The 13,926-nt window shown below is 70.9% G+C and carries 10 protein-coding genes and 1 pseudogene; 4 read left to right on the top strand and 7 right to left on the bottom strand.

What is annotated here, in order from left to right:
* Position 1: 1 nt before the first annotated feature.
* Positions 2–973 (bottom strand): zinc-binding dehydrogenase, encoded by a 972-nt coding sequence (locus tag GEV10_03160; GenBank protein ID MQA77474.1) that lies wholly within the window; start codon positions 971–973, stop codon positions 2–4.
* A 25-nt stretch (positions 974–998) separates the two neighbouring features.
* The gene (locus tag GEV10_03155) at positions 999–1,190 is read right to left on the bottom strand and encodes a hypothetical protein (protein MQA77473.1); all 192 of its coding nucleotides are present in this window, start codon (positions 1,188–1,190) and stop codon (positions 999–1,001) included.
* 597 nt (positions 1,191–1,787) lie between these two features.
* On the opposite strand from GEV10_03155, the pseudogene GEV10_03150 reads away from it, so the two are divergent.
* Both GEV10_03150 and GEV10_03145 read left to right on the top strand, forming a co-directional pair.
* Positions 1,788–2,551, top strand: a pseudogene (locus tag GEV10_03150) (phosphotransferase).
* A 200-nt stretch (positions 2,552–2,751) separates the two neighbouring features.
* Positions 2,752–3,339: a TIGR00730 family Rossman fold protein gene (locus GEV10_03145; protein MQA77472.1), complete on the top strand. Its 588-nt coding sequence runs from the start codon at positions 2,752–2,754 to the stop codon at positions 3,337–3,339.
* On the opposite strand, the gene GEV10_03140 is transcribed toward GEV10_03145, so the two are convergent.
* From GEV10_03140 to GEV10_03120, 5 genes are all read right to left on the bottom strand, one after another.
* Complete coding sequence (locus tag GEV10_03140; protein ID MQA77471.1) at positions 3,336–4,550, bottom strand: sugar ABC transporter permease; 1,215 nt, start codon at positions 4,548–4,550, stop codon at positions 3,336–3,338. The two genes, GEV10_03145 and GEV10_03140, sit on opposite strands and share 4 nt — an antisense overlap.
* On the bottom strand, positions 4,547–5,362 hold the full coding sequence (locus GEV10_03135; protein ID MQA77470.1) for an ATP-binding cassette domain-containing protein: 816 nt from the start codon (positions 5,360–5,362) through the stop codon (positions 4,547–4,549). The genes GEV10_03140 and GEV10_03135 overlap by 4 nt, the downstream gene beginning before the upstream one ends.
* Before the next feature lie 84 nt (positions 5,363–5,446).
* Positions 5,447–6,577, bottom strand: coding sequence for a substrate-binding domain-containing protein (locus GEV10_03130; protein ID MQA77469.1), 1,131 nt, complete (start codon positions 6,575–6,577; stop codon positions 5,447–5,449).
* Positions 6,578–6,602: 25 nt separating this feature from the next.
* On the bottom strand, positions 6,603–7,607 hold the full coding sequence (locus GEV10_03125) for a LacI family DNA-binding transcriptional regulator (protein ID MQA77468.1): 1,005 nt from the start codon (positions 7,605–7,607) through the stop codon (positions 6,603–6,605).
* Positions 7,608–7,788: 181 nt separating this feature from the next.
* Entirely contained in the window at positions 7,789–10,224 is a 2,436-nt protein-coding gene (locus GEV10_03120) for a DNA topoisomerase 4 subunit A (protein ID MQA77467.1), read from the bottom strand.
* Between the two features lie 129 nt (positions 10,225–10,353).
* Between GEV10_03120 and GEV10_03115 the strand changes: the two genes are divergently transcribed.
* Together GEV10_03115 and GEV10_03110 are read left to right on the top strand one after the other, a co-directional pair.
* Positions 10,354–10,971, top strand: coding sequence for a rhomboid family intramembrane serine protease (locus GEV10_03115; GenBank protein MQA77466.1), 618 nt, complete (start codon positions 10,354–10,356; stop codon positions 10,969–10,971).
* Between the two features lie 25 nt (positions 10,972–10,996).
* On the top strand, positions 10,997–13,831 hold the full coding sequence (locus GEV10_03110) for a DEAD/DEAH box helicase (GenBank protein ID MQA77465.1): 2,835 nt from the start codon (positions 10,997–10,999) through the stop codon (positions 13,829–13,831).
* The last annotated feature ends 95 nt before the right edge of the window (positions 13,832–13,926 follow it).

Below are 13,926 nucleotides of genomic sequence, written 5' to 3'. Positions count from 1 at the left end.
CTCAGATGGTGATGGCGACCTTGCCGCGGACCGTGCCGGCCTCGAGCTGGCGCATCGCCTCCGGGACCCGGTCCAGCGGGTAGGTCTGGTCGATGCTGGGTGTCACCTGGCCGGCCTCGATGAGGTCGGTGAGTCGGTCGAGGTCGCTGGCCCGCTCCTTGTTGACGAAAGCGGTGAACCGTTGGCCCACGAACGGCGACATCATCAGGGCGCGCAGCGTCCGGTTCATACCGCCGGTGAGGTTGCCGCCGTTCTCGCCGCCGACAAGTACGGCGGTCCCCGTGGACGTGAGCGCGCTGCGCAGCCGGGACAGTCTCGGGTTGCCCGCGATGTCGAGCACGAGGTCGTAGCGGCGGGTGCCGTCGGCGTAGTCGTCCCGGGTGTAGTCGAGGACCTGGTCGGCGCCGAGTGAGCGCACCAGGTCGAGCTTCGCGGTGCTGGCCACTCCGGTCACCTGGCCCCCGAACGCCTTGGCGAGCTGTACGGCGTAGCTGCCGACGCCGCCGGATGCTCCGGTCACCAGCACCTGCTGACCTGACTCGACCTGGCCGGCCGCCGTCAGGGCGTGCAGGGCGGTCGCTGCCGAGATCGGGACCACCGCGGCCTGCTCGAAGGACAGGTTCACCGGCTTGCGAGCGAGCTTGTCCTGGCTCGCGACTGCGTACTCCGCGAACGAGCCCCGCCCGACGCCGTACACGTCGTCGCCGACGGCGAACCGGGTCACCGACGCGCCGACGGCGGCGACCGTGCCGGCGAGATCACGCCCGGGTACCCGGTCCTTCGGCCGGCGAAAGCCCAGTCCTGTGATCCGCATCAGGTAGGGCTTTCCGGTCATCAGGTGCCAGGTGCCGCGGTCCAGACCGGCCGCCCGCACGCGGACCAGAATCTCGTCATTGGCGATCTCAGGACGGGCGATGCGTTCATGGCGCAGGACGCCGGCGTCGCCGTACCTGTCCTGCACGATGGCGGGCATCGCGTCGATCGTTGTGAGCCGTCCCTCAGATTCCATGACCGTCACTCCTGACCGAGGTGAGCGTGCCTTCGAGGGCCTGGTCGATCGGGGTGGCGTGCACGCCGAGCTTGGCCGCGATCTTGCTGCTGTCGACGATGAATGGCCGTTCGAACAGGTACCGCATCTCGAGGAGCTCGCGCATGCCCGGGTTGACCAGGCTGAGGGCGCGCCGCACCACCGGGGGGAGGGAGCGAAGCCTGGCGCGTGGCTGTCCCGAGCCGGTAGACGATGTCGACGAGCTGTCGGGTGGTGCGGGTGTCGGGGTCGTTGGGCGGATGCCACACCTGGCCGGTGCCGGCCAGACCCGCGAGCGGGAAGACGAGGAACCCCGCGACCCACACCAGCCAGGTGGACAGGAAGGCCGGTTGTGATGCGCCGGATCGCGTCATGGCGTCAACTCCTGTGGCCGGTGGTGACCGGCCACGTCGCAGTGGTGTGTACTCACGTTCCCCTTGGGCCAAGGCCCGCTCGTCGCTTCCCCCTGCTTTCGCACGGTCCTCCGTGACGACGCGATGCACTAGGGCCAAAGGGACCCACGCGAGCAAGGGATTTCATCGACCGAATGTGCCGATGGCGTCGAGCGGGAGCTGGGACGAGTCGCGGCACTCGGTCGAGGCGAGGCCGGTGCCGAAGTCGACGGCCCCGGACAGCGTGCTGTCCGGTCTCACGGATTCCGGCCCGTTCTCAATGAATCCGGCCCGAATCGGAGGTTGCTCTGCGCGAGGCACCCAACAAACCGGATGCGCGGTGCGGGGCCACGGGATATAACGCCGGGGTGGATGAGCAACGGCTGCCCGGTGGCAGGCACGTGGGCGGGGTCCGTATCGACGACACCGTCCACCGACCGGCGAATCCGTGGACCTCCACCGTGCACGCGGTGCTGCGCCATTTGGAGGCGGCCGGGTTCGAGGGCGCTCCCCGGGTGCTGGGCTTTGATGAGCAGGGTCGCGAGGTCCTGACCTTTCTGCATGGCAACACCATCGGCGAACACCATCCCTGGCCGGCGTGGCCGCATTCGGACCAGGCGCTGCGTCAGGCAGCCGCGTGGATGCGGCGGCTGCACGACGCCACGGCGACCTTCGTCCCGCCGGATGATGCGACCTGGTTCGCCGGGACCTGGCAGCCCGACCTGATCATCGGTCATCACGACGCCTCGCCGTACAACGTGGTGTGGAACGACGACGACGGTCTCGTCGGGTTCGTCGACTGGGACACCACCGGGCCTTCGTCGCGCGAGTTCGACCTGGCTCATCTGGCACTGACCTGGGTACCGCTGCATGCCCGGCACGTCGCCGAGTTCCAGGGTTCACGGCGTTCGAGGACCGGTCACAGCGCCTGCACGTCCTGTTGGACGCCTACGGTTACGACGGCGACCGCAGCGCTTTCGCAGACGTCATCATCGGACGGGCCCGGCGCCAGGCGGCCATCGTCCGCCGCCTGGTCGAAGGCGGCCAGGCGACGTTGCAACCCTTCGCCGAAGAGCTGGAGCAGGCCGCCACCGGGATCCAGGCCCTCCCGGCGTCATTCTGGCGCACCTGAAGACCAAGCGTCAGTTGAGCGATCTTCTCGAGATACATGGCGACACCGACCTCGTCGACGGATAGCCTTCCGCGCTGTCTCAGGTGAGTAGGTCCGTGCCGTTGTGAGAGCGCCGGACGCTATCGACGGGCGTCATAGGTCGCGTATAGATCCGCTGAGGCGACGCGTCACCCGGGGCGCCGGCCGCGTAGGGTTTCCCCGTGCGCATCTGTGTCTTCTGCGGTTCCTCTCCCGGCAACCACGACGTCTACGCCGAACAGGCCCGCAAGCTCGGGCGCGCGATGGCCGAACGCGGCATCGTCCTCGTCTACGGCGGGGCCCACGTGGGCACCATGGGCGCGATCGCCGACGCCGCGCTCGAGGCCGGCGGCGAGGTGGTCGGCGTGATCCCGCAGCAGCTCGTCGACCTCGAGGTCGCCCACCACGACATCACCGAGCTGCACGTCGTGGCGGACATGCACGAGCGCAAGGCGGGCATGGCCGCGCGGTCCGAGGCGTTCGTCGCGCTACCCGGCGGTGCGGGCACGCTGGAGGAGCTGTTCGAGATCTGGACGTGGGCGCAGCTCGGCCTGCACGCCAAGCCCGTCGGCGTGCTCGACGTGAACGGTTACTACGAGCCGCTGCAGCGGCTCACCGAGCACATGGTCGGCGAGGGATTCCTGCGCCCGCAGCACCGCGACATGCTGCTGTTCGACGACGACCCGCACGCGCTGCTCGACCGCCTGGCGACGTACGAGCCGCCGCCGAACGTCACGAAGTGGCGCTCTGACACGCCGGGCGGCCGCTAGCGGCGCAGCGGTTGGCCTCGGCGGGACAGGGAGTCGAGGAGGACGGCCACCACGAGCACCAGGCCAGTGACCATGAACTTCACCGCCGCGCTGACGCTCAGCAGGTCGAGCCCGTTGCTGATCGAGCCGATGACGAGCATGCCCAGCAGCGCCGACCAGACGCTGCCACGGCCGCCGAACAGGCTGGTGCCGCCGATGACGGCGGCGGCGATCGCGTAGAGCAGCACCTCGCCGCTGCCGGTGCTCTGCGTCACGGCGGTGAGGCGGCTCGCCGCGAAGATGCCGCCGACGGCCGCGAGTCCCGACGAGATCGTGAAGGCGGCGATGCGGATGCCGTCGACCCTGATGCCGGCACGTCGCGCGGCCTCGATGTTGCCGCCGACCGCGAACAGGTGCCGGCCGAACGTCGTGCGGCGCAGGATGAAGGCACAGACCGCGATGATGACGAGGTAGACGATGATCACCATCGGCACGCCGCGGTCGGCGTTGAGCACGGCCACGATGACCGCGAGGACGACGGCGAGCCCCACCACCTGCAGGATCGGGAGGGCGATGCTCGAGGTGGGCAGTCCCGCTCTCGTGCGCGCGTGGCGGCGGGTGAACTGCACGGCGGCGAAGCCCGCGACGCACAGCGCAGCGAAGCCCCAGCCGTACGACGGCACGAAGAACTGGTCGGTGAGGTTGGTGACCGGGCCGTCGGGGAGGTTGATCGACCCGCCCTGACCGAGCACGTACAGCTGCAGGCCCTGCCAGCCGATGAGGCCGGCCAGCGTCACGACGAACGCGGGCATGCGCAGCTTCGTGAACATCGTGCCGTGCAGGAGCCCGATGACGACTCCCACGAGCACCGCGAACGCCACGGCCGCCCAGTCGCCCCAGCCCGCGCGGGTGACGAGCACGGCGAGCACCGCGGACGTGACACCGCTCACCGAGCCGACCGACAGGTCGATCTCGCCGAGCAGCAGGACGAACGTCACGCCGACGGCGATCGTGCCGGTGGCCGCGATCTGCAGCATCAGGTTGGTGAGGTTGAGCGCGGAGAGGAAGCGGTCGTTGAGGATCATGAACACGATCCAGGTGAGGATCAGGCCGATGATCACGGGCAGCGAGCCGAGCTCGCCGCCGGCGATGCGTCGCCCGGTCGCCGACAGGTGGCCGCCGAGGCTGTTGTCGGGCTTCACGAGTCTGGGGTCGCGCTCGACGGTGCTCATCGGTCCGCCTCTCCCACGGTCTCGGCATGCGCGGTCTCGGCATGCGCGGCCTTGGCCTCGGCGAGCGCCTGGCCCAGCCGTTCCTCGGTGGCGCCGGTGATCGCGGCGACGACGTCCTCGTTGCGCGCCTCGGCCGTACGGAACGAGCCGCCGTTGGCGCCCAGCCGCAGCACCTCGATGCGGTCGGAGACGGCGAACACGTCGGCGAGGTTGTGGCTGATCAGCAGCACGGCGAGACCGCGCTCGCGCAGCCGCGTGACGAGCTGCAGCACCTGCGCCGTCTGCTCGACACCGAGTGCCGCGGTGGGCTCGTCGAGCAGGACGACCGTGGGCTCGCCGATGAGCGACCTCGCGATCGCGACCGACTGCCGCTGACCTCCGGAGAGCGACGCGACGCGGGTGCGTACCGAGGGGATGCGGACGGACAGCTGGGCCAGCAGGCCGTGGGCCCGCTTCTCCATCGACGTCTCGTCGAGCCTGGCCAGGTGGAGTGGTTCGTGCCCGAGGAAGAGGTTGGCGACGACGTCGAGGTTGTCGCACAACGCGAGGTCCTGGTAGATCGTGGCGACGCCGAGCGCGGTCGCCTGCTGCGGGCTGGTGATCCGCGCGGCCCGGCCGCCCACCTCGATCGTGCCGCCGTCGAACGGCTGGACGCCGGCGATCCCCTTGATCAGGGTGGACTTGCCGGCACCGTTGTCGCCCACGAGCGCGATCACCTCGCCGGCATGGACGTCGAGATCGACACCCTGCAACGCCTGGACGGCGCCGAAGCGCTTGCTGGCGCCTCGCAGCCGCAAGACGGGTTCGTCCACCTGCCTACTCCCTCTCGTCGTCGGATACACGGTGACCCGCGCGGCCGGTGCGTCCACCGAGGGCGGACGCACCGGCCGCGACGGTCAGGCCGCGTCCTTGATACCGGCCTTCTTGCAGTCCGCTGCGTACTGGCCTGCGCACAGGTCCTTGTAGCTGATCCACTTGTCCGCGAGGACGGTGTCCTGCAGGTTGTCGACCGTGACGGCCTTCACCGGCAGGAACGTCGACGGGATCTTGGCCTTGCCGCCGTTCTCGGTGTCGGCCTGCTTCTCCGGCGTCTTCTGCTGGAGCAGGTCGTACGCGATGTCGGCGGCCTTCGCGGCCTCGTCCATGATCGGCTTGTAGATCGTCATGTACTGCTCGCCCGCGACGACGCGCTGCAGCCCGGCGACCTCGGCGTCCTGGCCGGTGACCGGCACCTGGCCCAGGTCGAAGCCCGCCTTCTTCATGGCGGCGATCGCACCACCCGCGGTGCCGTCGTTGGCGGCGTAGACGCCGACGATCTTGTCCTTGCCGAGCGCGGTGATCGCCTGGTCCATCTGCTTCTGGGCGTTGTCCGGGCTCCACTCGGGCGTGTCGTACTCCTTGCCGATCTTCACCTTGCCGTCGAGGACGGAGTGCGCGCCCTGCTTGAACAGCTTGGCGTTGTTGTCGGTGGGCGAGCCGTTGATCATCACGATCTCGCCCTTCTTCGTCGTGCCGAGGTCATCGAGCTTGGCCAGCAACGACGTGGCCTGCTCCTCGCCGACCTTGACGTTGTCGAACGAGATGTACCAGTCCGGCTCGGAGTTGAGGATGAGGCGCTCGTACGACAGCACCGGGACGTTCTGGCCCTTGGCCTTGTCGACGATCTTCGCGGCGGCCTCGCTGTCGACGGGGTCGATGACGAGGACGTCGGCGCCGTTGGTCAGCGCGGCGTCAGCCTGCTGCTGCTGGAGGTCGGCCTGCTGGTTGGCGTTCTTGTAGTCGATCGTGCAGTCGGGGCAGATCTCCTTCATCCGGTTGACGAAGCCAGGACGGTCGGCGGCCTCGTAGCGCGCCGTCTTGTTCTCGGGGAGGAGGAACGCGATCTTGCCGGAGGTCTTCGCCTCCTTGGTCTGGCTCTTGTTCGCCTCCTCACCGCTCTGTGTCGCCCCGCCGCACGCGCTCAGCGCGAGTGTCGCGCCCACGACGAGTGCGAGGAACGCGCGTAGGCGGCCCTTCGATGTGGCCATACCGTCCTCCTGATCGATGTTTCCGTTACCTGAGGTCGTGCCGGTTCCATGGTGGGAGCTCACCCGAGCCGCGCGGGACGAGGCGGGTGGGCAGCACCAGCTGGCGGGGCGCGCCGTGCGCGCCCTCGATGCGGGCGAAGAGCGCGGTGGCGGCCTCCTGGCCGATCTTCTGCGGATCCTGCGCGATGACCGTGACGGGCGGGTCGAGGATATCCGCGAGCTCGAAGTCGTCGAAGCTCACCAGCGCGAGGTCGCGGCGGCCGAGGGTGGCGAGCACGCGGAGCAGCACCGTGCTGATCCTGTTGTTCCCCGCGATGAGCGCGGTGACCGGATCGTCCTGGTCCAGCCAGGTGCGCATGCGGTCGGCGAGCGCGAAGTGCTCGTGGGGTCCCATGGCGACGAGGTCGCGTACGGACAGGCGGCGGGACGCCATGGCCTTGCGGTACGCGTCGCACCGCTGCTGGGCGGTCCAGAACTCGGGGTCGTCACCGAGGAACGCGATCCGCCGATGGCCGTGACCGACGAGGTGCGAGACGGCGGCCCTGATACCGCCGCGGTTGTCGACGACGACCTCGTCACCGGTGCAGCCCGTGACGGGCCGGTCGACGAAGACCACGGGGATGCCGCGGTCGACCTCGGGCTGCAGCCAGCTGTGGTCGTCCTTCGCCGGGACGACGATGAGGCCGTCGACCTGGCGCGCGCAGAACGTCAGCGCGATGTCGCGGGCACGCGTCTCGTCGGCCTCGCCCGACCCGGTGAACAGCAGGTGGCCGCGCAGCCGCGCCGTCTGCTCGACGCCGGCCGCCACTGCCGAGTAGAAGGGGTCGGCGAGGTCTTCGACGACGAGCCCGATGCTCGTCGTGCCCGCGCCGCGGCGCAGCAGGCTGGCCCCGTGGTTGCGCCGGTAGTTGAGCTCGTCGATCGCCTCGCGTACGCGGGTCGTGGTCGCCGTGTGCACGCCGGCCTCGTCGTTGACGACCCGGGACACGGTCTTGAGCGACACACCGGCGAGGCGCGCCACGTCGGCCATGGTGGCCCGTACACGCTCGACTGACCGACGCGTAGACAACGTTGTCATCACGGTGGACTCTCGCCCGTCGACGGCTCTGTGTCAAGGCCTTCCGTGCCCGACCCAGAGACGGATGCCACATCGTGATTCACGGGCCACACGCGTTCACCCATCGGGATGGGTGAACGCGGTACGGAGCCGGTCAGCCGATGGCGGCGACGGCGTTCTTCAGCGCCGTGCCGGAGCCGTCGCGGCGGCCGTGCTCGGTGGGGAGGTCGACCGCGACGCCCGACGCGGCGGCCGCGCGTGGCGGCGCAGCACCCGCCCACCCCACGAGCAGCGTGTCCTCGCCCTTGAGGAAGCGGTGGCACCGGACGCCTCCGGTGCCGCGCCCCTTGGCGGGGTACTCGTCGAACGGCGTCACCTTCGCCGCGCCTGGAACCGTGCCCGGCAGGGCGTCGGACGGACCGGCGATGGTCACCACGACGGCGTCGGTGCCCGGCTCGATCGCGCCGAACCAGCTGACCTTCGCCGACGGGGAAAGGCGGACGCCCGCGATGCCGCCGGCCGCGCGTCCCTGCGGACGGACACCGGACGCGGGGAAGTGGAGGACCTGCGCGTCGCTGGTGACGAAGCACAGCTCGGCGTCGTCACTCGCGAGATCGACGACGCCGACGACGTGGTCGCCGTCCTTGAGCGAGATCACGTCGAATCCGTCGCGGTTGCCGGGGTAGTCGGGGGAGACCCGCTTGACGATGCCCTGCGCCGTGCCGACGGCGAGCCCCGCGCCTCCGCCGACGAGTGACGTGAGACCGACGACGCGCTCGCGGCGTTCGAGGGACACGAACTCGCGCAGCGGTGCCCCGCCGGACAGGCTGGGGGTGCTCGCCGACGGAGGCAGCGCGGGCAGGTCGACGACCGAGATCCTGACCAGGCGGCCGTCGTTGGTCACCGCGCCCACCTCGCCGCGTGCGGTCGCGGTGACGCACGAGGTGAGCACGTCGTGCTTCGCGCGCCCACCCTCGCGGGGCAGCGGGTCGGTGGTGGTGGTGCGGGCGAGCAGGCCCGTGGACGACAGCAGGACCAGGCACGGGTCGTCGGTGACCTCGAGCGGGGTGGTCGCGGCCGGCTGGCCCGCCGACTCGAGGAGCACCGTGCGCCGGGGGGTGGCGTACCGCTTGGCGACGTCGGCGAGCTCGGTCGAGACCACGCGTCGCAGCTCGTCCTCGGACTCGAGGATGGCGGTCAGCTCGGCAATCTCGCGCCTGAGGTCCTCGCCCTCCTTCTCCAGCTCCAGTCGGTCGAACCTGGTGAGCCGGCGCAGCGGCGTGTCGAGGATGTACTGCACCTGGATCTCGGAGAGGTCGAAGATCTGCATCAGGCGCTCCTTGGCGGCCGCGGTGTTGTCGCTGCCGCGGATCACCTGGATGACCTCGTCGATGTCGAGCAGTGCGACGAGCAGGCCGTCGACGAGGTGCAGCCGTTCCTCGCGCTTGGTGCGCCGGAACGCGGTGCGCCTGCGGACGACGTCGAAGCGGTGCTCGACGAACACCTGGATCATGTCGCGCAGCCCGAGGGTGCGCGGCTGGCCGTCGACGAGCGTGACGTTGTTGATGCCGTACGAGTCCTCGAGCTGGGTGTGCCGGTAGAGCTGCTCGAGCACCGCGTCGGGGTTGAAGCCGCCCTTGATCTCGATGACCAGGCGCATCCCCTGCGTGCGGTCGGTGTAGTCCTGCACGTCGTGGATGCCGGCCAGTCGCTTGGAGCGGACGAGGTCGCCGATGCGTTCCTTGACCTTCTCCGGTCCGACCGACAGCGGCAGCTCGGTCACGACGATGCCCTTCCGTCGTGGCGTGACGTTGTCGACCCGTGCCGTCGCGCGCATGCGGAACGTGCCGCGGCCGGACTCGTACGCTTCGCGGATGCCGTCGAGCCCGACGATCTTGCCGCCGGACGGCAGGTCGGGTCCCGGCACGAAACGCATCAGGTCGTCGAGGGTGGCGTCGGGATGGTCGATCAGGTGCCGGCACGCGGCGACGACCTCGCCGAGGTTGTGCGGCGGCATGTTCGTGGCCATGCCGACCGCGATCCCGGCGGCGCCGTTGACGAGCAGGTTGGGGATGGCCGCGGGCAGTACCTCGGGCTCGGTGAGCTGGCCGTCGTAGTTCGGCCGGAAGTCGACGACGTCCTCGTCGAGGTCGTCGGTCATGGCGGCCGCGGGCTCGGCCGGGCGGCACTCCGTGTACCTGTACGCCGCGGGTCCGTCGTCGAGTGAGCCGAAGTTGCCGTGCCCGTCGACCAGCGGCAGCCGCATCGTGAACGCCTGCGCCATGCGGACGAGGGTGTCGTAGATGGCGGAGTCGCCGTGCGGGTGCAGCTTGCCCATGACGTCGCCGACGACGCGTCCGCACTTGACGTGGCCGCGGTCGGGACGCAGGCCCATCTCGCGCATCTGGTAGAGGATGCGCCGCTGCACCGGCTTGAGACCGTCGCGGGCGTCGGGGAGCGCGCGGGAGTAGATCACCGAGTACGCGTACTCGAGGTAGCTCTCGCGCATCTCCGAGGAGACGTCGATGTCGACGATCCGCTCCTCGAAGTCCTCCGGTGGGGGTGGGGTGCTCGAACGACGACGTGGCATGCACAGATTGTCGCCGGTGGGCGCGCGTTCGCCGAACGTGACCCGCCGAGGAGGTCACGGAGAGCTGAGACAGTGCTGTGCGCGGGGTCCGGGGAGCCCACCCGGCCGCCTGAGGGGGACAATGGGGCGATGGACCACGGCACCGCTCGTCGCACCCGTCTCAGTCAGCACTGGACGGACCGCGCCCCGGGTGCCCTGCTGGTCGTCGGCGTCTCGCTCGGCCTGCTCTGGGCGCTGGAGATCGTCGACACCGTGCTCGGGGGCAGGCTGGACGGCTACGGCATCCACCCCCGCGACCTGGGCGGGCTCGACGGCCTGCTCTTCGCCCCGTTCCTGCACGCCGGGTTCGAGCACCTCATCGCCAACAGCACGTCGTACGCGGTGCTCGCGTTCGCCACGTACCTCGTCGTCAACGCGGCACGCTTCCTCGGGGTCGTCGTGATCACCGCCCTCACCAGTGGCCTCGGTGCGTGGTTCCTGGGTAGTCCGGGCACCGTGGTGGTCGGTGCGAGCGGGGTCATCTTCGGCCTGCTCGGCTTCCTCCTCGTCCGCGGGCTGTTCGTCCGCAGCGTCGGGTCGATCGCCGTGAGCGTCGTCGTGCTCCTGCTGTACGGCGGCATGCTCAGCGGCGTCCTGCCGGGCATGCCGTACGTCTCGTGGCAGGGGCACCTGTTCGGCTTCCTCGGTGGGGTGCTCGCCGCGTGGCTGATGCGGCGCCGCAGCCGTGAGAGCGCCGTTGTCCGCTGACCCGGCGCCGCCGGCGGACCTCACGGTGGCCACGGCGTTCGCGAGGACCGCGCCCGCCGTCCCGCTGCGCCGGCACCAGCGCGAGGCGCTGGAGGCCCTGGCGGCGGCGACGTCGGCTGGACGTCGGCGCGGCTGGGTGGTGCTGCCGCCCGGTGCGGGCAAGACGCTCGTCGGGCTCGAGTACGCCCGCCGGATGGCGTGTCCGACCGTGGTCTTCGGGCCCAACACCGCGATCCAGGCGCAGTGGGTGAAGGAGTGGCGGCGGTTCACCCCGGCCACCGCCGAGGTGGGCACCGACCGTGACCTGAGCCGGCCCGTCACGGTGCTCACGTACCAGTCGCTCGCGACGTTCGAGCCGGACGACGAGGTCGACGAGGAGGGTGCGCTGGCACCCGGCGTCACGTCGGGCGAGCCCGAGTCGCTCGTCGACCGCCTGCATCCGAACGGGCGCGCGCTGGTCGAGGCACTTCGGGCACAGCCCGAGCTGACCCTCGTGCTCGACGAGTGCCACCACCTGCTCGAGGTCTGGGGCCGGCTGCTGGCCGAGCTGCTCGCGGAGCTGCCGCAGGCCCGCGTGCTGGGGCTGACGGCGACACCGCCCGACACGTTGACGCCCGACCAGGCCGGCCTCGTCAGGGAGCTGTTCGGTGCACCGGTCTACGCCGCCTCGGTCCCCGCGGCGGTACGCGAGGGCAGCCTCGCCCCGTTCGGCGAGCTGGTCTGGCTGACCACGCCGACGCCGTCGGAGACCGACTGGCTGGCGGGGGAGAACGAGCGGTTCGTGGAGCTCGTCACCGACCTCACCGATCCGTCGTTCGGTTCGGTGCCGTTCCTGCGGTGGCTCGACGAGCGGTTCGTCCGCCGGGCGACCGGCGAGGGCACGGTGCTGCCGTGGTACCGCATCGAGAAGGAGGCGCCGGACGCCGCCCGCGCGGCGCTGCGCATGTACCACGCGGGCCTCCTGGCGTTGCCCGAAGGCGCCCGCATACGCGAGGAGCACCGCACCCGCCCGACCGCGGAGGACTGGGTACGCCTCATCGACGACTGGGTGCGCCGCTGCCTCACGAAGTCCGACGCCGAGGGCGATCTCGAGGCCTGCGGGCGGATCAGGGAGGCGTTGCCCAGCATCGGCTACCGGTTGACCCGTGCGGGGATCAGGACGGGACGCTCACCGGTCGACCGGGTGCTCGCCCGCAGCGCCGCCAAGACCGACGCGGTGGCGCAGATCGTCCACGCGGAGTCGACCAACCTCGGCGACCGCTTCCGCATGCTCGTGCTGTGCGACCACGAACGGGCGACCGCGACGCTGCCGGCCGGGCTCCGCGGCGTGCTCGCCACCGATGCGGGGTCCGCGCGCCTGGTGCTCGATGGGCTCGTCGGCTCCGAGGAGACCGCCGGCCTCCATCCGGTGCTGGTGACCGGCAGGTCCGTCGTCGCGGAGGCGGCGACGGCGCGCGCGTTGCACGCCTACGTCGCCGAGCACGCGCCGTTGATCGAGCTCGATCCGGTGCCGGTCGACGCGGTGGGCGTGGTCGAGGTCACCGGCAGGTGGCAGAGCCGTCAGTGGGTGCGTCTGGTGACGGCGTTCTTCGAGGCCGGCGGCTGCCGAGTGCTCGTCGGCACGAGAGCGCTGCTCGGTGAGGGCTGGGACGCCAGGGGCGTGAGCGGTGTCATCGACCTCACGACGGCGACGACGCCGACCGCGGTGGTGCAGACCCGCGGCCGCGCGCTGCGTACCGATCCCTCCTGGCCCGACAAGGTCGCGCTCACCTGGACCGTGGTCTGCGTGACCGAAGACCACCCGAAGGGAACGGCCGACTGGGGTCGGTTCGTGCGCAAGCACCACGGTTACTACGCTGTCGACGACCACGGCGAGGTGGTCGGCGGGGTCGCACACGTCGACGTCGCGCTGTCGCCGTACGCACCGCCGCCCGTCATCGAGTTCGAGGCGGTCAACGCCGCGATGCTGGTCCGCGCCGGCGACCGGCGGCGGGTGTCCGACCTGTGGCGGGTCGGCGAACCGTACGACGACCGCTTCGTCCACACGCTTCGCGTGCGGTCCGCTCGGCAGCCGGCCGCGACCAGGCGCGCGAGCAGCCTGGTGTCGGGGGAGTCGAGTGCGGTCCTCCCCGCGGCGCTCCCGGCCGAGCAGGGGGTCCAGCTGGCGAAGGGCTCGCCGCCGCGTGGCGCGGGGCGCGCGCCCGTAGCGGCGGCGGTGTCGCTCGTGGCGTCGTTGGCGATGCTGCGGTTCCGCCTGATCTGGGTGGCCGCGGCGCTCGTCCTCGCGATGGTCGGCTCGCTGATCGCCCTCATCGTCCGAGCATGGCGCGCCGGCGGGCTCGTCGCGGCCGCCGCGCGCCCCGTCGACAGCCTCCGCATCGCCTACGCGGTCGCCGACGGGTTGTGCGCCGCGGAGCTGGCGGCGCGCGGCGCGGAGTCGGTGCGTTGGGACGTCGAGCCCGACGGCAGCTATCAGTTCTCACTCGACGGCGTGACCTCGACGGAGTCCGCGCGGTTCGCCACGGCACTCGACGAGGCGCTCGGCCCGATCGCGACACCCAGGTACGTCATCCCTCGCTACCTGCTCGACGCGCCGACGGGCGATGCCACCCGCTTCGTGGCGGGCGTGCGCCTGCTGCGCGGCACGCTGCGACCGACCGCCGTGGTGTGGCACGGCGTCCCCGACGAGCTCGGCGCGAACGCGGGCCGGGCCAAGGCGTACGGGAAGGCGTGGCAGCGCTGGGTGAGCGGCGGCGACCCCGTCTACACCGGCAGCCCCGAGGGCGAGGGCATCCTGCGCTCGCAGTCCGGTGCCGACCCGTTCGCGGTGACTACCGCGATGCGCACGTCCTGGCGCTGAGGGGGATGCCGTCACGCAGTGCCGGCAGGTGAGGGGCACCCTCACCGTGCCCTGACCCGGCCGGGGTGCCCTCACGGGTTCGGCTGCGCCCGACG

The organism is Streptosporangiales bacterium, assembly GCA_009379955.1.
GTDB lineage: Bacteria > Actinomycetota > Actinomycetes > Streptosporangiales > WHST01 > WHST01.
The sequence above is the reverse complement of the archived record's forward strand: the minus strand, read 5'-3'. Positions and strand labels throughout refer to the sequence as shown.

What these genes read in the sequence shown, in the direction of transcription:
- GEV10_03160 (MQA77474.1), bottom strand. Translation starts at nt 973, where the DNA reads ATGCCCGCCATCGTGCAGGACAGGTACGGCGACGCCGGCGTCCTGCGC.
- GEV10_03140 (MQA77471.1), bottom strand. Translation starts at nt 4,550, where the DNA reads ATGAGCACCGTCGAGCGCGACCCCAGACTCGTGAAGCCCGACAACAGC.
- GEV10_03130 (MQA77469.1), bottom strand. Translation starts at nt 6,577, where the DNA reads ATGGCCACATCGAAGGGCCGCCTACGCGCGTTCCTCGCACTCGTCGTG.
- GEV10_03125 (MQA77468.1), bottom strand. Translation starts at nt 7,607, where the DNA reads ATGGCCGACGTGGCGCGCCTCGCCGGTGTGTCGCTCAAGACCGTGTCC.
- GEV10_03120 (MQA77467.1), bottom strand. Translation starts at nt 10,224, where the DNA reads ATGCCACGTCGTCGTTCGAGCACCCCACCCCCACCGGAGGACTTCGAG.
- GEV10_03115 (MQA77466.1), top strand. Translation starts at nt 10,354, where the DNA reads ATGGACCACGGCACCGCTCGTCGCACCCGTCTCAGTCAGCACTGGACG.